The organism is Amycolatopsis panacis (assembly GCF_003600245.1).
Taxonomy (GTDB): Bacteria; Actinomycetota; Actinomycetes; order Mycobacteriales; family Pseudonocardiaceae; genus Amycolatopsis; species Amycolatopsis sulphurea.
Map to the genome: position 1 here is coordinate 30285 of NZ_QZFV01000100.1, position 20219 is coordinate 50503.

General features: G+C 69.1%; 17 protein-coding genes. 6 read left to right on the forward strand and 11 right to left on the reverse strand.

From position 1 onward, the window contains the following. Positions 1-14: 14 nt before the first annotated feature. The 3 genes from D5S19_RS21565 to D5S19_RS21575 are packed head-to-tail and all read right to left on the reverse strand — an operon-like array spanning position 15 to position 5013. The gene (locus tag D5S19_RS21565) at positions 15-1166 is read right to left on the reverse strand and encodes a pyridoxal phosphate-dependent aminotransferase (RefSeq protein ID WP_120025179.1); all 1152 of its coding nucleotides are present in this window, start codon (positions 1164-1166) and stop codon (positions 15-17) included. Next, entirely contained in the window at positions 1163-2899 is a 1737-nt protein-coding gene (locus tag D5S19_RS21570; protein ID WP_120025180.1) for a hydantoinase B/oxoprolinase family protein, read from the reverse strand. Before D5S19_RS21570 ends, D5S19_RS21565 begins: the two co-directional genes overlap by 4 nt. Next, the gene (locus D5S19_RS21575) at positions 2896-5013 is read right to left on the reverse strand and encodes a hydantoinase/oxoprolinase family protein (protein WP_120025181.1); all 2118 of its coding nucleotides are present in this window, start codon (positions 5011-5013) and stop codon (positions 2896-2898) included. Before D5S19_RS21575 ends, D5S19_RS21570 begins: the two co-directional genes overlap by 4 nt. A 275-nt stretch (positions 5014-5288) precedes the next feature. On the opposite strand from D5S19_RS21575, the gene D5S19_RS21580 reads away from it, so the two are divergent. Further along, the gene (locus D5S19_RS21580) at positions 5289-5981 is read left to right on the forward strand and encodes a GntR family transcriptional regulator (RefSeq protein ID WP_120025182.1); all 693 of its coding nucleotides are present in this window, start codon (positions 5289-5291) and stop codon (positions 5979-5981) included. A gap of 214 nt (positions 5982-6195) precedes the next feature. Here D5S19_RS21580 and D5S19_RS21585 read toward each other — a convergent pair whose 3' ends face one another. The 6 genes from D5S19_RS21585 to D5S19_RS21610 form a co-directional block, all read right to left on the reverse strand. Then, positions 6196-6990, reverse strand: coding sequence for an SDR family NAD(P)-dependent oxidoreductase (locus D5S19_RS21585; RefSeq protein WP_120025183.1), 795 nt, complete (start codon positions 6988-6990; stop codon positions 6196-6198). Continuing rightward, on the reverse strand, positions 6987-7778 hold the full coding sequence (locus tag D5S19_RS21590) for an enoyl-CoA hydratase-related protein (RefSeq protein ID WP_199730617.1): 792 nt from the start codon (positions 7776-7778) through the stop codon (positions 6987-6989). The genes D5S19_RS21585 and D5S19_RS21590 overlap by 4 nt, the downstream gene beginning before the upstream one ends. After that, complete coding sequence (locus tag D5S19_RS21595) at positions 7775-8833, reverse strand: acyl-CoA dehydrogenase family protein (RefSeq protein WP_120025184.1); 1059 nt, start codon at positions 8831-8833, stop codon at positions 7775-7777. The genes D5S19_RS21590 and D5S19_RS21595 overlap by 4 nt, the downstream gene beginning before the upstream one ends. After that, entirely contained in the window at positions 8830-9951 is a 1122-nt protein-coding gene (locus tag D5S19_RS21600; protein WP_120025185.1) for an acyl-CoA dehydrogenase family protein, read from the reverse strand. Before D5S19_RS21600 ends, D5S19_RS21595 begins: the two co-directional genes overlap by 4 nt. Then, positions 9948-11186 (reverse strand): CaiB/BaiF CoA transferase family protein, encoded by a 1239-nt coding sequence (locus D5S19_RS21605; protein ID WP_120025186.1) that lies wholly within the window; start codon positions 11184-11186, stop codon positions 9948-9950. Before D5S19_RS21605 ends, D5S19_RS21600 begins: the two co-directional genes overlap by 4 nt. A 185-nt stretch (positions 11187-11371) precedes the next feature. Beyond that, positions 11372-12310, reverse strand: a complete 939-nt coding sequence (locus D5S19_RS21610; RefSeq protein ID WP_158605593.1) for a PLP-dependent cysteine synthase family protein — start codon at positions 12308-12310, stop codon at positions 11372-11374. A 319-nt stretch (positions 12311-12629) separates the two neighbouring features. Between D5S19_RS21610 and D5S19_RS32075 the strand changes: the two genes are divergently transcribed. The 4 genes from D5S19_RS32075 to D5S19_RS21630 all read left to right on the forward strand — a co-directional run bounded on the left by D5S19_RS32075 (position 12630) and on the right by D5S19_RS21630 (position 14363). Then, the gene (locus tag D5S19_RS32075) at positions 12630-12974 is read left to right on the forward strand and encodes a DMT family transporter (protein ID WP_158605594.1); all 345 of its coding nucleotides are present in this window, start codon (positions 12630-12632) and stop codon (positions 12972-12974) included. After that, the gene (locus D5S19_RS32080) at positions 12971-13288 is read left to right on the forward strand and encodes a DMT family transporter (RefSeq protein WP_158605595.1); all 318 of its coding nucleotides are present in this window, start codon (positions 12971-12973) and stop codon (positions 13286-13288) included. Before D5S19_RS32075 ends, D5S19_RS32080 begins: the two co-directional genes overlap by 4 nt. Then, complete coding sequence (locus tag D5S19_RS21625; RefSeq protein ID WP_120025189.1) at positions 13285-13821, forward strand: TetR/AcrR family transcriptional regulator; 537 nt, start codon at positions 13285-13287, stop codon at positions 13819-13821. Before D5S19_RS32080 ends, D5S19_RS21625 begins: the two co-directional genes overlap by 4 nt. A gap of 104 nt (positions 13822-13925) precedes the next feature. Next, positions 13926-14363, forward strand: coding sequence for an SRPBCC family protein (locus D5S19_RS21630; RefSeq protein WP_120025190.1), 438 nt, complete (start codon positions 13926-13928; stop codon positions 14361-14363). Here D5S19_RS21630 and D5S19_RS21635 read toward each other — a convergent pair. Continuing rightward, a complete protein-coding gene (locus tag D5S19_RS21635) occupies positions 14360-16243 on the reverse strand; it encodes a S9 family peptidase (protein ID WP_120025191.1) in 1884 nt (627 codons plus the stop codon). The genes D5S19_RS21630 and D5S19_RS21635 overlap by 4 nt on opposite strands. A gap of 64 nt (positions 16244-16307) precedes the next feature. Then, positions 16308-17504 (reverse strand): DUF418 domain-containing protein, encoded by a 1197-nt coding sequence (locus D5S19_RS21640; protein ID WP_158605596.1) that lies wholly within the window; start codon positions 17502-17504, stop codon positions 16308-16310. Positions 17505-17744: 240 nt separating this feature from the next. Here D5S19_RS21640 and D5S19_RS21645 point away from each other — a divergent pair, with 240 nt between their 5' ends. Continuing rightward, entirely contained in the window at positions 17745-19970 is a 2226-nt protein-coding gene (locus D5S19_RS21645) for an MMPL family transporter (RefSeq protein ID WP_158605597.1), read from the forward strand. Positions 19971-20219 lie beyond the last annotated feature (249 nt).

The following is a 20219-nucleotide window of genomic DNA, read 5'->3' on the forward strand; positions in this document are numbered from 1 at the left end:
GTTCCCGGTATCTGCTAACCGAGCAGATTCATCGCGGCTTTGATCCGGCCGAAACCGGCTTCGAGGGATTCCTCGGACGCGGCGTAGGAGATGCGCAGGTGGCCCTCTCCCCCGGCGCCGAACTCCGCGCCGGACCGGACGCGCACGCCGTGCCTGGCCAGGTGCCGAGCCGTGTCGGACGACGAATGCCCGGTCAGGATCTTCGGGAAAAGATAGAAGGCGCCCTCGGGCGGAACTGCTTCGAGCACGGGAGTGGACTTCATCAGCTCCTGGACGATGTCGAGCCGCCGCCGGTAGGTCCGCAGGGCGAAGTCGGCGAAGGACGGCCCCATCGCGAGCGCCGTGATCGCGCTCTTCTGCACCGCGGCGTTGACGGATCCGTTGAACGTCCGATGAACGGCGGCGATCGGCGGGAGCAACTCCTCCGGAGCAACGAGATACCCGACACGGAAGCCGGTCATCGCGAACTTCTTCGAGAAGGTCTGGCAATACACCGTGCGCTCGGCCAGCCCGGGGATCACGGCCGCCGGAACATACCGATGTGGCTGGTAGACCAGGGAGCTGTACGCGCCGTCGTCGATGACGATCGTGCCCGGGTCCAGCAGCCGGGCGACTCCTTCGAGTTCTTCCCGGTGGTAGACGACGCCGGTGGGATTGACGGGGCTGCAGTACACGAACGACCGTGCCCCCTTGAGCGCCGGAGCGAGGGCCTCCAGGTCGAGATGCAGGCTGGGGAGGCACGCGACCGGCACCGGAATCCCGCCGGCAAGCCGGACGACGTCGGCGTACAGGCTGTAGGTCGGGTCCGGCATGACCACCCGGTCCCCGACCGAGGTGGTGCCCAGGATCGTCGCCGCGATCCCGGCCGTGGCGCCGGCCGTCACCTGCACGGCGGACGGGCGCACTTCCCGCCCCCAGTTCGCGGATTCGAGCGCGGCGATCGCCGTTCTGAGTTCTTCGTCGCCGGCCAGATCGACGTAGTGCGTGTGGCCGGCGTCGAGAGCCTGCTTGAGGCTCTCGACGACCTCCGCGGGAGGCGCCAGATCCGGCTCACCCACGGCCAGATTGATCGACTGTCCCGAAGCCATGACCCCTGCTTCGCGGCGGCTGGCCGACATCATCGACTCGACGTGCTCTGATGCCCAGGTGCGGGTCGGTGTGGTCATGACGACCGGGCCTCCCTCGTCGCGTCCTCATCGAGCACGAACGCTTCGGGCGGCCGGACGATCGCGTTCGGATCGCCCCGGAATTCGACGACGACGCCGTACTCCGACAGCGCGGCCTCCCGGCTCACATAGCCGCCGGCGACATCCGCCAGAACCGCCGACGCGAGGCGCGCGCGAGGATCACCGAAGCCGCCGCCCCCCGGTGGACGGAATTCCAGCGGCACGGCGGGGTCGACGGTCAGCGCCTGCTTGGGTTTCAGCGATCGTCCCGTGTCCTCCCCGAAGAACCCCGGAAGTCCGGGACGGCCGCCCAAGGCTCCCCGCGCCGCGAACCGGGTGCGCTCGATGTTCGCGTTGACCAGCAGGCTGTCCACGTCCCTGCTGCGAAAGGTCGTGACCTGGCCGAGGCCGCCGCGGAATTCACCGGCGCCGCCCGAGTCCGTGCGCAGCTCCCGGCGCAGCTGGACCATCGGCGTCAGGTTCTCGAACACCTCGGTCGGCACCGCCCGCAGGCCGCTCGGAAACGACGTGGTGGACAGGCCGTCCTTGCCCGAGCGTGCGCCGGCGCCGCCGGAGAGGAAGTGGGAGAAGAGGAACGGCCCGGCACTCGACCGTTTCCCGCGGAACACCGTCATCCACACGGCGTCCGCGCTTTCGGCCATGACCCGGTCCGGGACGACCTGGGCGAGCGCCCGGAAGATCAGGCTGGGCAGATAGTGCCCGACGGAGTGCCGTGAGGCCACCGGCGCCGGACGCCGGCAGTGCAGGATGCTGCCCTCCGGCGCTTCGATCGACACCGGGCGGAACGAGCCCGCGTTGTGCGGCACATCCGGCGCGATGGCCGCCTTGATGGCGAACGACGAGTACGCCATCGTGTAGTTGAGGACCACGTTCACGCCGCTCTTGCTTTCCGGAGAGGACCCGGAGAAATCCAGATGGACCTCACCGTCGGCCACCGTGAGGGCGAGTGCGAGCGTAAGACCTTCGCCGTCGAATCCGTCGCACTCGATCTCCGCGCGGTAGACGCCGTCCGGCACCGCGCGAATCGCCTGCCGGAGCGCGACTTCGGACCTGGACATGATCTCGGCCGCGATGTCGTCGATGCCGGACAGGTCGTACTCGTCCATGAGCCGCAGCAGGCTGTCCGCGCCGACGGCGTTCGCGGACGCCTGCGCGTACAGGTCGCCGATCGTCTCGTCCGGCGTCCGCACGTTCTGGCGGATCACGCGGATCATGTCGGCGTTGGGCCGCCCGGCGCGGAAGAGCTTCATGATCGGGATCGCCAGCCCCTCCTCGAAAACCTCCGAAGCCTGCGCCGAAAGCACCCGTCCGCCGATGTCGGGCGCGTGGCAGCAGGTCGCGAACCACGCGACCAGCACGCCGTCGCGAAACACCGGCGTGGCGACGGAGATGTCGTTGATCTGGCCGGCAGTCATCCACGGGTCATTGGTGAACAGCACGTCGCCGGGTTCGAGCGTCTCCGGCGGATAGGCCGACACGAAGTGGTGCATGCCGGTCGCCATCGCGTTGATGTGGCCGGGCGTGCCCCCGACCGACTGGCCGATCATGTCGCCCTTCGAGTCGAACACCGCACAGGCGAGGTCGAGTGATTCCCGGACGATCGAGCTGAACGCCGTGCTGACCAACGCGGTCTGCTGCTCCTGCAGCACGGAGGAGAGCCGGCTCGACACCGCGCCGACGACGAAGGGATCCAGGGCCTTGGCGGGGTTCATCGGGGTGCTCCGTCCTGGGACGTGGAAGAGGCGGGGGAAAGCAGCCGGAGGATCAGGGTCCCGTCGTCCTCGACGACGCATTCCGATTCGGGCGGCACGACCAGCGTCGACTCCCGTTCCTCGACGATCGCCGGGCCGTCCACCCGCGTTCCGGGCCGGAGCGCATACCGGTCGTAGACCGGCGTCGGGTGGTACCCGCCCAACGCGGGAAAGTACGCCGGCCGGGTGCCTTTGCGGGCTTCCTTCGGCTGGCTGCCCGCGTTCTGCGGCCGGCGCAGCGACTGATCCGGCGCCGGTCCGCTGGACACGACCCGCCAGCTCAGGACTTCGAGCGGGACGTCCGGACCTTGGCGCCGGTAGAGCAGCTCGTACTGCCGCAGGTAGTTCTCCTTCAGCTCCACGCGCCAGTCCGCCGAGTCCGGGGAGATCGGCACCAGGATTTCGAAGCCCTGCCCCACATAACGGACCTCGGCCGCATGCCGATGGAAGATCTCGTCACCGCGCAGACCGGAATCGCGCAGAATCCGCTCGCCGTCCGCTTCCATCGCCGCGAACTCCCGCCGCATCGCCTGCCCGTCGATGGTGTCCAGCGCGGCGTGCGTGGAGCGCACGAAATCGAAGGCCAAGGGCGCGGTGTGGAACCCGGCAGCGCTGATGACCCCAGCACCGGCGGGACAGATCACGGTGGTCGCACCCAGTGCCCGGGCCACGCCCGCGCCGTGGACCGGACCGGCACCGCCCGACGTGAACAGTGGTTGCCCCACCGGGTCCTTGCCCTGTTCGATGGCGTGCACGCGGGCAGCGTTGGCCATGCTGGTGTTCACACTGTCGTGGATGCCGTACGCGGCCTCCTCGGCCGACACGCCCAGCGGGTCGGCGATGCGCTTCCGGATGGCCGAACGAGCGCCTTCGAGGTCCAGTTCCATTTCGCCGCCCAGGAAATACGCGGGATCCAGGTAGCCGAGCAACAGGTCGGCGTCGGTCACCGTCGGCTCGGTGCCGCCTCGCCCGTACGACACCGGCCCCGGCACGGATCCGGCGGAATCGGGACCGACCGTGAGCAGTCCCAGCGCGTCGATCCTCGCGATGGAACCCCCGCCCACCCCGATCTCGATCATGTCGATCACCGGGATCCGCACCGGGATCCCGGAACCGGGCTTCATCCGGTAGATCCGGTCGACCTCGAAGTCGTGCGCGACCATCGGCGCGCCGTTCTCGATCATGCACAGCTTCGCGGTCGTCCCGCCCATGTCGAAGGCCATCAGGTCCGGCGTACCGCTGGCCTTCCCGAACGCCGCCGCGGCCAGCGCGCCCCCGGCCGGCCCGGACTCCAGCATGCGGACCGGGAACTCGCCGGCGGTGTCGAGCGTGGCCACCCCCCCGTTGGAGAGCATGATGTGCGGCGGACGAGGGAGCCCGATCGCCGCGGAACGCTCCTTCAGGTCGTCGAGGTAGCGCTTGACCAGCCGTTGGACGTAGGCGTTGGCCACGGTGGTCGAAGTGCGCTCATACTCCCGGATCTCCGGGACGACCTCGCTGGAGAGGGAGACGCGCAGGTGCGGCGCGATCCGTTCGATGATCCGGCGCGCTTGCTGTTCGTGCCGCGGATTCCGGTAGCTGTGCAGGAAAGCGATCGCGACCGCCTCGACGCCGTGGTCGAGAAGCTCGGTCACCAGCTGCTCGACGTAGGCCGTGTCCAGCTCCCGCAGCACCGACCCGTCGGCCAGGATCCGTTCCGGCACATCGAATCTGAGCCATCTCGGCACCAGCGGGTCGGGCATTTCGAGCATCAGGTCGTAAAGGTCGTACCGGTGTTCGCGGGCCATCTCCAGGATGTCGCGGAAACCGGCGGTGCACAGCAGCGCCGTCCGCGAGCCGCGGCGTTCGATCAACGCGTTCGTGACGAGGGTGGTGCCGTGCACGAAGCCGGACACGTCGCCGGGATCGATGCCCGCCCGGCCCAGCGTCTGCCGGATCACCTCCTCCACCGCCCGCGCCGGTTCGTCCGGCGTGGTCAGCACCTTGCCGACGTGGATGATGCCGCTGTCGTCCAGGACGACCATGTCGGTGAACGTGCCGCCGATGTCGACCCCGATCCCGAGCCGGCCGCTCATCGCGCGGCCCCCCGCGCCGCGGCGGCACCACCTGGCCGCAGAGCCTCGGGCATCCACCGTTCGCCTGCCGGACCCTGCTCCATCATGCGGCTCCTAAGAGTGACGTCAGGGCCTCCGGCCATGACTCCCATTCTGCGATCTCCAGATTCTAGGATGATTCAACAGTCTCGGTCAACCACTCCCGTATCCGCCTGTGATCCCACCCCGTGGTCGTACCGCTGCGCGCTGAGTTAGCCTAGAATTGAAGGATCTTCCGGACGCAAAGGATTGCCGCGATGCCGCCCAGGAACACCTCGCAGTCACCCGCCGTGCTCCGGCGCAAGAGCGCCCCGGAGCACACGGCCGACCTGCTGCGCGAGCAGATCACCGCCGGCGAACTGCAGCCCGGCGCGCGGATCGGGGTCGAGAAGCTGAGCCAGTCGATCGGGGTCTCGGCCAACACCCTCCGCGAAGCCCTTCAGCTGCTGGAGCACGAACGCCTGGTAAACCAGGAGCTCAATCGCGGCATCTTCGTCGCGCGCATCACCGAGGCCGACATCCGGGATCTCTACGCGATGCGTCGGCTGCTGGAGCTGGGGACGGTGCGCACCGCGCGGACCGTGCCCCCCGAGGCACTCCGCGCCCTGCGCGACGCCATCAAGCTCGGCGACGATGCGATCGCGGATCGGGACTGGTCGGCGTCGAGCCGGGCCACCACCGACTTCCACAGCGCCTTGATCTCGATCGGCCACAGCGAGCGGGCCACGGTGACCATGAAACAGCTCATGGCCGAGCTGCGGCTGACCATCTCGTCGGTGCGCGAGGCCCTGCAGATGCGTTCGGAGTTCCAGGAGGACCGGCGCGCCATCCTCGCCCGCGTGGAGCAGGGTCATTTCGCCGCGGCGGCGGAACTGCTGGCCGAGTACCTGGACAAGGGCGAGCGCGCGATGATCGAGTGGCACCGCCAGCTCAACGACAGCGCGAGCTGACCGGCCCGCCGCTCGGGTGCCGGCAAAGTCGGCGTGGAGGCCCTGCGCAGACTGCGGAGTTCCGTGAAGGGTCCCTTCACAGACTCTGGGTCCGTGAAGGGTCCCTTCACAGACCCGAAACGACAGCCAGGGCGCGCGAGCTGACCGGCCCGCCGCGCCGAGCGCGGTTTCCCCGCTGTCGCCCGCATGGTCACCGTGCTCCGGCCGGCCGGTTTCAGGACACTCCGAGGTCGAAGTCCAGGCGATACCGGTCGGCCAGCAGCGCCCCCGCGGCCTTCGCGCCGTCAACCGCGAGCGCGACCCCGTTGACGAACGACGACTCGTCGCTGGCGAGGAAGAGCACCGCGTTCGCCACTTCCATGGCCGAGGCAACGCGCGCGGCCGGCGTGCTCGCCACGATCCGGCGCATCATCTCGGGGTCCTCCAGCTCCGCTCCCTCGGGCAGAACCCCGCGCAGCATCGGGGTGTCGATCGGGCCGGGGTTCACCGCGTTCGCCCGTACACCCTGGGCCGCGTGTGCGACCGCCACGGACTTCATCAGCCCCACGACACCGTGCTTGGTCGCGTTGTACACCGGGTCATTGGGACGGCCCATCAGCCCGCCGTTGGACGAGGTGGAGACGATGCTTCCGCGCTGCTGGGCGAGCATATGCGGCAGGACCGCCCGGGTACCGAGGAACACCGAGCGCAGGTTCATGCGTACGAGATGGTCGAACTCCGCCAACGAGGTCTCGCTGACCTTCTTCTGCAGGCCGGCACCGACATTGTTGAAGCAGATGTCGACTCGCCCCTGTGCGGCGATGACACTCTCGACGAACCCGGCCACGCTCGACTCGTCCGTCGCGTCGACAACCGAGTGATGGTAGGCCTCGCCGATTTCACCCGGCTCCGCCACGATGTCGGAGCCGTACACGGTGGCGCCCTGGCGGACGAACTCCTCCGCCGTCGCGCGCCCGATTCCGGTGGCACAGCCGAAAATCACGGCCACTTTTCCCGCGAGCCTGCTCATGTCCGTTCCCTTCCGTCGGTCGATACTGCTCCACGCTTGCGAAACTTCGCCACCGCGGCCGCGACCCGCTCCCCCTTGGCGCTGGCCGCCTGTGCCCAGGATTCGAACGAGACCACCGGTTCGAGCGGTCCCTGGGCGGCCAGCCGGACGGCCTCCTTGATGTTGCGCGCCAGCTCGGGTTCGAGCAGGGCGACCTTCGCGGCAAGTGCCCGCGCCTCGCGCAGCGGGTCTTCCGTCACGGATTCGACGAGGCCCCAGGACAAGGCGTCCTGAGCGCTCAGCGTGCCGCCTTCGAGGAGGAGCCGGGTGGCCCGCTGCCTGCCCAGCGATTCCACCAGGAAGGCGGTCGCTCCTCCGCCGGGGTGCAGCCCGATCCTGGCGAAGGTGGCGCCGAAGGTCGCGGTAGGACTCGCGACGACGAGGTCGCAGCTGAGCGCGATGTTGAGACCGGCACCGATCGCCGGACCGGTCACCGCGGCGATGACCGGAATGGACAGTGCCCGAATGCCCAGAAAGCTCGCGTAGGCCTCACGCAGGCTCGCTCTGATCTCGGGCACCGGACGATCGAGGTCGCCGAACATGGCCGGCAGGTCGGCCCCGGCACAGAACGCGTCGCCTTCCCCGGTGACGATCAGCGAGCGTGCCTCCCGGTCGTTCGCGACCGCGGCGATCGAGGTGGCCAGGGCCGCGCACATCGCCGGGTCGAGCGCATTTCGCTTGGCAGGATTCGACAACGTCAGAATCCGGGTTCCGTCTTCGAGCGAGGTGAGGTGCGCTCCGGCGTTCACGGTGTGCTCAGCTCGCTTCCGCTCGTGGTCAATTCCCAGAGGGCCTCGTCGTCCGGCGCGACGGCGAGTGCACCGAGCCGCAATTCCCAGGAACGCTGGGATCTCGGGCTCTCGGCCCAGGTCGTCAGGCGCGAGGTCGACAGGTGCAGATCGTGTTCCCGGGTGATTCCGATCGCCCCGTGCAGCTGGTGGGCCACGGCCGCGACCCGGTGCGCGACTCGTCCCGCGGTCGCAGCGGCCGAAGCCGTGGCTCCTGGCGCACCGCCCGTCGCGAGGGCCAGCCGCACCACGGAGCCGAGCAGATCCCGCTCGCAGATGATCGAGGCCAGCAGATGCTGAACGGCCTGCAGCTTCACCAAAGGCCGGCCGAACTGGTGCCGCGTGGCCACATGCTGCGCGGAGTGCTCGACGGCCCGCTCCACCGCGCCGAAAATCGCGGCCGCGCGCAGCACGCCGTCCCGGTCGGAAATACGGCCTGCGGTCAGCGGTACTTCGAACAGTTCGTCCTGCGCGACGCGCACCGAGTCGAACCGCAGATCCGCACACGGTTCATCCGCCGGAGTGCGCCCGAGGACGGTCGACAACCCTTCGGCCTCCGCAGGCCTGACGACGCCGACGGTGGTGGTGCCCGAATCCTCCCGGACGAGCAAGAGCGTGGGCACGGCTCCCGCCCACGCCACGCGCTGGACCGAGCCGTTCACCACCACCCCGCGGCCCGAGGTGGTCCACGTGAGGCTGTCCCCAGCAAGGATCGCGGCCGCCGCACCGAGATCGGCCGCGGAACCGCCGCTGTGCGCGAAGATCCAGGCCGCCACCGAGGTCTCGGCCAACGGGACGAGTGCGTTGTGCCGTCCCGCGGCACGCACGATCTCCGCCAGGTCGGTCAGGTCCCCCCCGACGCCACCGGCGTTCTCGTCGATCGCGACGTAGGGCCAGCCGAGGTCGAGCAGCACTTGCCACAGCGCGGTGTCGCCTCGCCGCGTCTCGGCGGTGGCGCCCCGCCGCTCGGCGAAAACCTGGTCGGCGACGTCGTAGACGTCATCATTCCATTTCACGAGCGGGTCTCCGAACGTGCGACGAGGGTGAGCAGCACTTCCGACACGCCACCCCGGATCGACATGCCGGGGACGGCCACCTGCGCTTCGGCGATCAGCCGTTCCAGGGTTCCGTCGTCACTCGGCCCGCCCACGTCGAGGGCATAACGCGCCGTGGTCAAGACGTCGCGTTCGAACGCCGGGCCGAGGTACTTCAGCTTCGCGGCGTCGGCGACGGGCGCGACCCCGTTGTCGATGGACACGGCGATGTCCCACGCGAGGCTGCGCAACGCGGTCACGCGAGCGGCGAGCGCGCCCACCTGCTCGATGGTCGCCCGGTCGCCGCAGCGGTGCGCGTGCCCGAGGGTCTCGGCGAGGAGCGGATACGTGCTGAGGAACCGCTCACTGCCGCCCCGCTCGAACGAGAGCTGCCCGGTCACTTGCGCCCAGCCCTCGCCGACCTCGCCGATCACCCACCGGTCCGGTACCGCGACCTCGTCGAAGAGCATCTCGTTGAAATGGTGCTCCCCCGCCAGATCGAGGATCGGGCGCACGGTCACGCCCGGCGCTTTCAGGTCGACGATGAACTCCGTCAATCCCTCGTGCTTGAGTTCGCCACGGCTGGTCCGGGCGAGCACGTACGCGTGCGTGGCATGGTGCGCGTTGGTGGTCCAGACCTTCGCGCCGGTGATCCGCCAGCCGGAACCGTCCCGTCGCGCCGTGGTCCGGACGGCGGCGAGGTCCGAACCCGCCTCGGTCTCGCTCATCCCGAGGCAGAAGGAGACGTCCGAGGCCATGATGGCGGGCAGGAACTCCGCCTGCAGCTCGCGCGAACCGAACCGGAGAATGCTGGGACCGATCTGCCGTTCCCCGATCCAGTGGGCGGCGACCGGGGCCCCCACCCGCAGCAGCTCTTCGGTGATCACCAGGCGTGCCGTGCTGGACATCCCCGCACCGCCGAACTCGGCGGGCCAGGTGACGCCGACCAATCCCTGCTCCCCCAATGCCTTGCTGAAGGCCAGGTCGAAGCCACTCACCCAGGCGTCACACCGGGGCACGAAATCCCCCGCCGCCAGGCATTCGCCGGTGAACGCCCGGACGCGCGCCCGCACCTGCGCCAGGTCGGCCGCCGGGGTCATCGCGCGTCCGCCTTTCCGAAGGCGCCGGCCTCACGCAGGCGGGAAATCTGGTCTCCGGTGTAGCCCGCGCCCCCGAGCACCTCTTCGGTGTGCGCGCCGATCCCGGCCGGCGGGCGCGGCGCGAGCGAGCCGCTCACCCCGAGCTTGATCGGCACCCCGATCCCGGTGTAGTCGCCGCTGCGGACCACCATCTCGCGAGCGCGAACCTGCTCCGACCGCAACGCCGCGCCCACGTCGTTGAGCGGACTCGCGGGGATGCCCGCGGCCAGCAGCGCGCGGGCCAGCTCGTCGCGGTCCCGGTCCGCGAGCAGCCGCCCCATTTCCTCTTGCAGAGCCTTCAGATTCGCGACCCGGTCGCTGTTGGCGGCGAACCGCGGGTCGGCCGCCAGCTCGGGGCGGCCGAGCACCTCGGCGACCCGGGCGAACTGCCGGTTGTCCGTCGCCGCGATGAACAGCGGGCCGTTCGAGGTGGCGAACAGCTGGTACGGCGCGATGACCGGGTGGGCGGCGCCCATCCGCACCGGCGTCACCCCGCTGGCCAGCCAGGTGGCCGAGTGCGGATGGAGCAGGGAGACGACCGCGTCCAGCAAGGAGACGTCGACCAACTGCCCGCGCCCCGAAGCCGAGACCTCGTGCAGCGCCAGGAGAATCCCGCTGAACGCCTGATTCGCCGCGACGATGTCCACAATGGGCACTCCGACACGCAGCGCGTCACGCTCGGGCTCGCCGTTGACGCTCATGAGGCCGCCGAAGGCCTGCAGCACCGCGTCGTAACCCGGCAGCCCCGCCATCGGGCCGGTCGAGCCGAACCCCGAGATCCGGCAGTACACGAGCCGGGGAAACCGTTCGGCCAGCACGGATTCGTAACCCAGGCCCCAGGCGTCCATGGTGCCGTGCCGGAAGTTCTCGATCACCACGTCGGACTCCGCGATGAGCTTCAGCAGCACCGCGCGCGCCTGCTCGTTCTTGAGGTCGAGGCAGATGTTCGACTTGCTGCGGTTGAGGCCCTCGAAGTAGGCGCTGCCCCCGTCCGGGAGAAAGGGCGGGCCCCAGTTCCGGGTCTGGTCCCCGGCGGGCGATTCGACCTTGACGACGGCGGCGCCGTGGTCGGCCAGCATCTGCCCGGCGAACGGGCCGGCCAGCACCCGGCTCAGGTCCAGCACGCGCGTCCCGCGCAGTGCCCCCGCGCCGGGCCTGCGGGAGTCCTGATGGCCGGGGATCGTCGGGGATGACATCGGCGTCCTCCTGGAGACCGGATGAGCCTACGATACCTCATATCATAGGATAATAGGAGACAGTACGGGTCCGCCCGGCAACCGGACAGGGTCGCGGCAGAGTTCCGCACAGAGTTCTGGAGCGTCCCCATCGGAGGAGTCCCATGAGGAGGCCGGCCGCGCGTGCGCGTGCCCTATCCGGCCGGCTACCCGAAGATGCCTGTGGACATGTACTTCATGCCGCTGTCCACCGCGATGGTCACGACCACGTCGTCAGGCCCCAGACGCTCCGCGAGCCGCCGCGCCACCACGACGTTCGCCCCCGTCGTGATCCCGGCGAGAATGCCGTCGGTCTTGACCAGCGACGCGGCCGTCGCTATGGCCTCCTCGTCGCCGGCCGTCTCCACGGAGTCGATCACGCTCAGGTCCACCAGCGGAGACTTGCCCCCGGAGAGACCCTGCAGCTGGTGCGGTCCCACCACACCCTGGGAGAGCGCGGGCGAACTCGCGGGCTCCATCGCCACCACCTGGCAGCTGGGCACCTTCTCCTTGATCGCCAGCGCCACGCCCATCAGCGTGCCCCCGGTGCCGACCCCGGTGCAGAACGCCGCCAGGCGACCGTCCGTCTGCTCCAGGATCTCCTGGCCGAGTGTCCGGCGATAGCCTTCGACCATGGCCTGGTTGTGGAACTGGTCGGTGGAGAAGTACTCGGGCAGCGCGGCGAGTTCGGCCACCCGGGCGGTCATGCCGGCGACGTCCTCCTGGATCATCCCGTCCGGGGACTTGCGCGGCAGCACTTCGAGGTCGGCCCCGAAGGCCGACATCATCGCGAGCCGCTCCGGAGTGAAACAGCTCGAAGTCACCAGCTTCAGCGCGTAACCCTTCGCCCGGCAGGCGAGCGCGAGCGCGGGACCGGTGCTGCCCCCGGTGTACTCGACCACGGTCATCCCCGGCTTCAGCTCACCGCGCTGTTCCGCGTCCTCGATGATCGCCAGTGCCATCCGGTCCTTCACCGACCCGGACGGATTGAGGTACTCCAGTTTCACGAGGACACCCGCACCGGATCCGTTGTCGCGCAGCCTGACCAGCGGCGTGTTGCCGACCGCGCGCAGGATGCCGAGATCGGTCGTCAGTGGCGTGTTCATAGGACTCCCCTGGCTCGGATTCGAGGTCGGCTGGACGGGGTACGCCGACGCCTCTACGATCCTAGGAGGATTCAATCCTGTGGTCAAGTTACCGAAAAGAGTCCGATCATTACTTAAGGTCACCCCGCGAGAGGTTGCCCCAGGCGGCCCTGCCGAGCCCGGCAGCTTCCCGGCGCGCGCCGTCGAGGGCATCAGTGTCACATCCGAGAGTTCGAGATGCGTGACGACGTCGGCGCGCAGGCGTCCCGAGCACAGCGGCACAGCGGCCGGCCGGACGCGGACCCCTTGCCCGGCACCGTCCTTTCACTACTATGGGGACATGCGCCCCGAAAGAATGACCGCTCTGGTGTTCCTCGGCGGCGCGGTGGTCACCGAGGTGGGCGGCACGCTGTGCCTCCGGCTCTCCGACGGGTTCACCCGGCCCTGGCCGTCACTGGGCGTGCTGACCGGCTACGTGGTGTCGATCCTGCTGTTCTCCCGGATCGCCGGGACGGGCCTGCCGCTCGGGGTCGCCTACGGGATCCTGACCGGCTGCGGACTGGCGGCGGCGACCCTGCTGAGCCTGCTCGTGTTCGGGGAGCCGGTGTCGCTCGCCCAGGCCGGCGGGATCCTGCTGATCGCCGCCGGGGTCGCCGCCCTGCAGCGGCCGGAGACCGCGTCGTGACGGTGCTGCTGCTGAGCGCGTCGGTCGCGGCGCAGGTCGCCGGGATCACCGCCATCCGCGCGGCGGACGGGCTGCGCCGCCGGGGCTGGGTGGTCGCCGCGCTCGCCGGGATCGGGGTGTCGGTGGCGCTGATGTCCCGCGCGTTGCAGGCGGGCCTGCCGCTGGCGGTGGGCTACGGGATCTGGAGCGGCGCCGGGATCACCTGCGCCGCGCTCGGCGGCGTGGTGTTCTTCGGCGACCGGCTCAGCCGCACCCACCTGATCGGGCTCGGGCTGATCGTGGCCGGGGTCGTCACCGTTTATGGTGCAGCATGAATCCTGAAGACGGCCGGGCACAACGCGGAGCACGCCGGCGCGCGCTGCTCATCGCCGCCACCGTGCGGGTGATCGCCCGCGACGGCGTCACCGGCGTGACCCACCGGTCCATCGCCACCGAGGCCGGGCTGCCGGGCAGCGCGGTCTCCCACCACTTCGCCTCCACCGGCGACCTGCTCGCCGCCACCCTGCGCAGCGGCACCGACGAACTCATCACCACGATGGAATCCCCCGGCACCGCGACCGTCCCCGGTTTCGCCCGGCAACTGGTACGCCTGTTCGAGGAAGAAAGCTCCGCCGTCAAGGCCCGCTACGAGCTTTACCTGCGCGCCGGCCGACAGCCGGAGACTCGCGAGTCCGCTCGCCTCTGGCTCGACCTGCTCGCCGCCACGGCCCGCACCCACACCGCCGATCCCGCCCGCGCAGCCGCCTGGGCAGCGGCCGTGGACGGCTACTTCGTGCAGCACATCGCCGACGGCAGCCCACCCGACGCGGCCGAGCTGGCGCGGCTCCTGCACGCAGTACTGGCCTGACGAGCCGTCTCGCTGATCCCCCGTTGAGCCGCTGTTGCGACCCGCCTGTGCCGAGAACACTTGTGCTGCACAACCGATCACCGGACCGACAGCTGGGAGTGCCCATGCCTCGCCCCTACGCCAGTGGAATCGTCGCCGCCTCCGCCGACGAGGTCTGGGCCCGGATCCGCGCCTTCGGCGACCTGCCCGCCTTCGCCCCGGCGATCGGGCACGCCGAACTGGTCGAAGGTGTCGACGGGCAGGTCGGGGCCGTCCGGCGGCTGACGTTCGCCGCCGGCGGGGACCCATTCGACGAACGGCTGCTCGCGCTGGACGACCCCGGCCGCAGCCTCACCTACGCGTTCGACGGGGCGAACCCGTTCGGAGTCCGCCGATACGTTTCCACAGTCCGGGTCTGCCCCATCACCGACACCGGCGAAGCCTTCGTCGAATGGTGGGCCGAGTACGACGCCGACGCCGACCAGGTGGCGAAACTCGATCGCACGTTCGCCGAGGACGTGTACGCCGGCGGCATCGCCGGACTGCGGAAACTGCTCGCCTAGCCTCGGCGCCCCCCGAGATGCTGCGCGAAGTGCTCCTCGGTGAGGTGCCACATCCGGTTGATGTTCACGGGGTTCTTGAAGCCGTGCCCTTCGTCCTCCGCGACGAAGTAGCCCACTTCGACGCCGCGCTCGCGTAGCCCGTCGACGATCGCCTGAGGCTCGGTGAGCTGCACGCGCGGGTCCTGCGCACCGGCGATGACCAGCAGCGGGGTCTCTATCCGGTCGATCATGGTGGCCGGCGAGCGGCTCAGCATGTCGGCGAGATCGTCGGGGTCGGCCGGGTCGCCGCAGTAGGCGAGGAAGTTGTTGATCTGGGTCGGCTTGACCCACTCGGGCTGGTCACCCAGGAGGGCGGGGATGCTGGAGAAGCCCACGTCGTCGACCGCCGCCGCGAAGTAGTCCGGCGTGTTGCACAGGGCGGTCAGCGTCAGGTACCCGCCTTGTGAGGTACCGAAGATACCCAGGCGCGCCGGATCGGCGATCCCCTCACCGACCGCCCATTCGCACCCGTCGACGAGATCGTCGTTCATCCCGCGGCCGTACTCCTTGATACCCGCCTTGATGTGGCGGCTGCCATAGCCGGTCGAACCACGGTAGTTCACCTGCAGCACCGCGTAGCCGCGGTTGGCCAGCAGCTGCACCTCGCCGTTGAACCCCCAGTAGTCGTGCAGCCAAGGGCCGCCGTGGACCTTGACGATCAGCGGCAGGCCCTTCGGTTCGACTCCGGGCGGGAGGGTGAGGAAGGCGTGCAGCGGCAGACCGTCGCGAGCGGTGAAGCTGATCGCCCGGGTCTTCCCGAACTCCTCGCCGCTGCCCGGATCGTGCAGCAGCACGCTGGTCCGCGTGCGGTGGTCGTAGCGGTAGGACAGGCCGGACCGGTCGTCGTGGATGAAGGTCGCCGTCCAGACCTGCTCGTCGTCGTCACAGGTGACCCAGCCCAGCTCACCGCCGTCGGCGAGCTTCATCAGCTCGGCGTGGACCTCGGCGAAGTGCGGCGTCAGCGGGACCATCTCGGGCCGGTCCCCGGCGAAGCGCACCGCCATGATCTCCGAGGTGCGCGGACTGATGAAAAGCGACGGCGGCTTGCCGAAGTCGTCCGCGTAGACGCCGAGGCAGCACACGCTGCGCCCCGGCTTCTCGGCGAGCACCGTCTTCTCGCCGGTGGCGTGGTCGATGCTGATCAGCCGCAGCGCGTCCGAATCGCCCCAGTGCGAGGCCAGGATCAGCGTCTGCTGGTCGGCCGAGACGTGGAACGGATACTGGCCGGTGGGGAAGGACGGACCGTCCTCGGTGTGCACCAGGCGCATCGCGCCGGTCTCCTGGTCGTCGACCGCGTAGTACTCCAGCGTGCCGTCCGCGGCCTGCCCGCTGAGAAACCCGCGCGTGCCGTCCATATCGGTGTAATTGCGCATAATGTCCGAAGATTCCCGCACCAGCGTGGTTTCCCCGGTCGCCAGATCGATGTCGAAGGCGTCGAAGAACAGATAGCGCGGGTTCATCACCGCGCGCACCGTTCCCCCGTCCTCGGAGGCGGCGATCACCCGGCAGCCCGGCGCCAGCGGCGTGAGATCGAACGGCTCGGCATCCGGGTCGTCGAGACCGGCCCGGAAATAGTGCCAGTCCTCATTGCCGTCGGTGTCCTGACGATAGAGCAGCGTACGCGAGTCCGAGCACCAGGAGAAGGTCGAGATACTACGCTTTTCCCGCGTCACGCACACGGCGTCCGCGTGCTCCTCCTCGATCCCGCGGATCCAGAGGTTGAGACACCCGTTGGCGGGGGCGAGATAGGCCAGGCGGGTCCCGTCACGGGAGACCTGCGGGCTGCTGAATGCGGGCAGGGCCAGCATTTCCTCTACGGGGATGTACCTGGGCAGGGCCATGAACGGAACCTCTCTCTCGGCCGGTGCCGGCGGGGCCGTGCGGCCCCGCCGGCACCGGGACAGGCTACTTCGGGTAGGCGACTCGTCGCAGAGCCCATTCGGCCGGGCCGCGTTGCCCGGCTCCTTCGAGCTTCGCGGCGATGAGCAGGCCGACCAGCCAGGCGAAGACTGCCAGCAGTACGGCGGACCAGCTGGACAGGTGTTCACCCAGCCCGAGGCCCCAGGCGGCGAAAATCGGCGAAAAGATCAGCGATTGGCACAGATAGCCGGTCAGTGATCGTTTTCCGAGCGCCTGGACCGCCCAGGTGAACGAACCGGGCCGCGGCGATTCGCGGAGACGCTCGAGGCGAACGGAAATCAGCCCGAAAACCGCGATGTAACCCATTCCGCCGAAAACCCCGCCGAGCATGTGCAGCGACACCAATACCGGGTCGAATTTACGATCGAGACCCAGTATGTCGAGATTCTGCAGAGCCATCAGCAGCCCGGTTCCCCAGCCGATCGAGAGTCCGATCACCGCGATCCGTTTCAACAGCGGAACATGATCGGCGGGTTCGTCGAGCAGCCGGCGACGAGCGGCGACCATGCCCAGCAGAATCGCGGTCGGGATGATCATGGTGAACAGCGCGATCGGAATGGTGTAGACGCCCCAGGCTTCGAGCCGGACACCCATGGCGTTGAAGAAGCCCTCGGCCTCATTGGTGTCCACCGGTCCACTCGAACCGAAACCGCCCACAGTGGACCCGTCGCCCATCGAGACGCCCACAAAGGACGCCACCAGCAGCAGCGCCGGCACGGAGAGGAACGCCCCGGCCCAGATCTTGAGAGAACGATCGCTCCGCTTCAGGAAGAGCCATACCAGCACGAGCCCGGCGAGGGCATAGGTGGCGAGGATGTCGCCGTGCCACAGCAGTGCCGCATGCAGGAGTCCAAAGAGGAGCATGGTCCAGTGCCGCCGGCGCAGCAGCCTGCGCGCGGTGGCGGGCTCGGCCCCGGAGGCGAGCTGGCGCCGGTAGAGCTGGACGATGCCGTAGCCGAACAGGAAGGCGAACATCGGGTAAACACGGCTGTCCACACCGGCGATGGTCAACGTCTGCGCGACCAGATCGGCCGGGTTGTCGCTCTGGGCGTGCGCTCCGGCCACATGCGGCCGGCCCAGGATGAAATACGGCACGTTCGCGACCGCGATGAGCGCCAGCATCAGGCCGCGCGCCAGGTCGGGGGCGGTACTGCGCCCTCCTCGAACGGGAGTGGGTGCCACGACCGGGTGACACTCTCCGGAAATCGGCGGTAGCGGGGAATTCATGTGGCTAAGCTATGGCCTGCCCCAGCGGCACGGTCAACCATTGAGGTGTGCCGTGAGGGCATAGCTCACCACAAACTGGATAAGGGTATGCCCGGCGTAGCCGCAGCTCGCCTCGGGGTATCGTGCCACCAGGATCTCACAGGCACAAGGCGATTCTCTCTCCACGAGCGCGCCCGGGAAACACGGAGGACACCTATGGCGTCATTCTTATATAAGATAGGAAAGTTCTCCTATCGCCGATGGTGGGCGGTACTGGCCCTCTGGATACTCGCGATCATCGCGCTCGGCGCACTCGGGGACAAGATCGAGAAGCCCTTCAAGGACGATTTCAAGCTGCCGGACAGCCCGTCGGTCACCGCGCAGAACACCCTCACGGAAAAGTTCCCCGAAGGCAAGGCCGCGGAGGGGCAGCCCGCGAAGATCATCCTGAAGGCTGACGACGGTCAGCGCCTGGACACCGGCGCCCACCACGACGCGGTCGAGAAGATGGTCGCGAAGCTGCAGGAGATCCCTCAGCTCGTCCCGGCCGAGCGCGCCAAGATCATCGACCCGACCACCGGGCCGGCCGCCGCCCAGTCGATGACCGACAACGGCACCGTGGCGATCATCAAGTTCACGCTGGACGCCAAGATGCACGGCGCCGAGAGCGGCGTCACCGACGCGACGGTGAACGCCGTCACCGAGGCCAAGAAGATCGGCCGCGACGCCGGGCTGACCGTCGAGAGCGCCGGTCCGGTGAGCCCGAAGGTCGTCGAGCCGCCCTCCGAGCTGATCGGTATCGCGGTCGCGATCCTGGTGATGATCATCACCTTCGCCGGGCTGCTCGCCGCCGCGATGCCGCTCGGCGCGGCGATCATGGGCATCGTCGTGTCCACCTCGGTCATCTCGATCGGCACCGCATTCCTGACCCTGGGCACCTCGACCACCGGCCTGGCGACGATGATCGGGCTCGCAGTCGGCATCGACTACTCGCTCTTCGTCATCTCCCGATATCGGCAGGAGGTGACCAGGACCAAGGACCGGGCCCATGCGGCGGGCGTCGCGGTCGGCACCGCCGGCTCCGCCGTGGTGTTCGCCGGCGCGACCGTGGTGATCGCGCTCGTCGCGCTCAACCTGACCGGACTGACCTTCCTGGGACAGATGGGTCTCGGCGCCTCCGTCACGGTGGTGATGGCCGTGCTGGTCTCGCTGACCGTGCTGCCGGCGCTGCTCGGCCTGTTCAAGGGCATCGTGTTCAAGCCCCGGATCCCGCTGCTGTGGACGCCGGAGCGGTCGAAGGGCCCGACCATCGGGCACAAGGTGGGCGTCGCGCTGACCAAGCACCCGCTGCCGTACCTGATCATCACCGCGGCGGCGCTGATCGTGGCGGCGATCCCGGTGACCCAGATCCAGCTCGGGCTGGACGGCACGTCCAGTCAGGACAAGCCCGCGCACCTGATCGAGCGGGAAGCCTTCGGCGCCGGGAAGTCCTCACCGCTGATCGTCGTGGTGAGCGCGCAGGACCCGACCGGCATGGCCACGGCGGCCAAGCAGGTGCAGGAGCGGATCGGCGGTCTCGGCCACATCGCCGAGCACGGCGTGGTGGGCCCGATCCCGAACACCGCGCAGGACGCCGCGCAGTTCCTGGTCATCCCGCAGAACGGCCCCTCCACCCCGGAGACCAGGGATCTGCTCGGCGAGATCCGGTCGGCCGCCTCCGATGTGACCAAGGCGACCGGTGCCTACGTCGGTGTCGGCGGCTCGGCGGCGATCAACGCGGACTTCTCCAGCGCACTCACCAACAAGCTGCCGATCTATCTGCTGGTGGTCGTCGGCCTGGCGTTCATCCTGCTGATGATCGTCTTCCGGTCGGTGATCATCCCGCTGGTCGCCTCGCTCGGCTTCCTGCTCTCGGTCGCGGCGACCTTCGGCGCCACCGTCGGGGTCTTCCAGAAGGGCTGGCTGGGCTGGATCAAACCGGAGGACCAGGGCCCGATCATGGTGTTCGCGCCGATCTTCCTGATCGGTATCGTGTTCGGGCTGGCCATGGACTACCAGGTGTTCCTGGTGAGCCGGATGCGGGAGGAATACCACCACGGAGCCTCCCCGATCGACGCGATCCGGACCGGCTACGGCGCCGGGGCGCGTGTGATCACCGCCGCCGCGTTGATCATGGTCTCGGTGTTCGCCGGCTTCACGCTGTCCTCGGAGACGTTCCTGAAACTGCTGGGCTTCTCGATGGCCGCGGCGATCGTGTTCGACGCCTTCCTGGTGCGCATGATCATCATGCCGACGACCATGGCCCTGCTCGGCAAGCGGGCCTGGTGGATCCCGCGCTGGCTGGACCGGATCCTGCCGAACATCGACGTCGAGGGCGAGAAGCTGCGCGCCCCCGAGGCACCCCCGGCGAACGTCGCCGGTGGCGCGCCGGTAGCCAGGTGATCCAGGCCGCCGGGGCGATGCACCACCCCGGCGGCCTCGCCTGACCGCAGACGTACCCGAGAGCCCTGCTCCCCCGCCACCCCTGGCCGGGCAGCAGGGCTCTCCCTTACGCGGGGTTCTTAAGGCTGTGAAGGGTCCCTTCACGGACTCTGGGGCCAGGGTTCCGGCAAAGTCGGTGTAGAGGTCTGTGAAGGGACCCTTCACGGACTCTGAGTCTGTGAAGGGTCCCTTCACAGACCCGAAAACGGT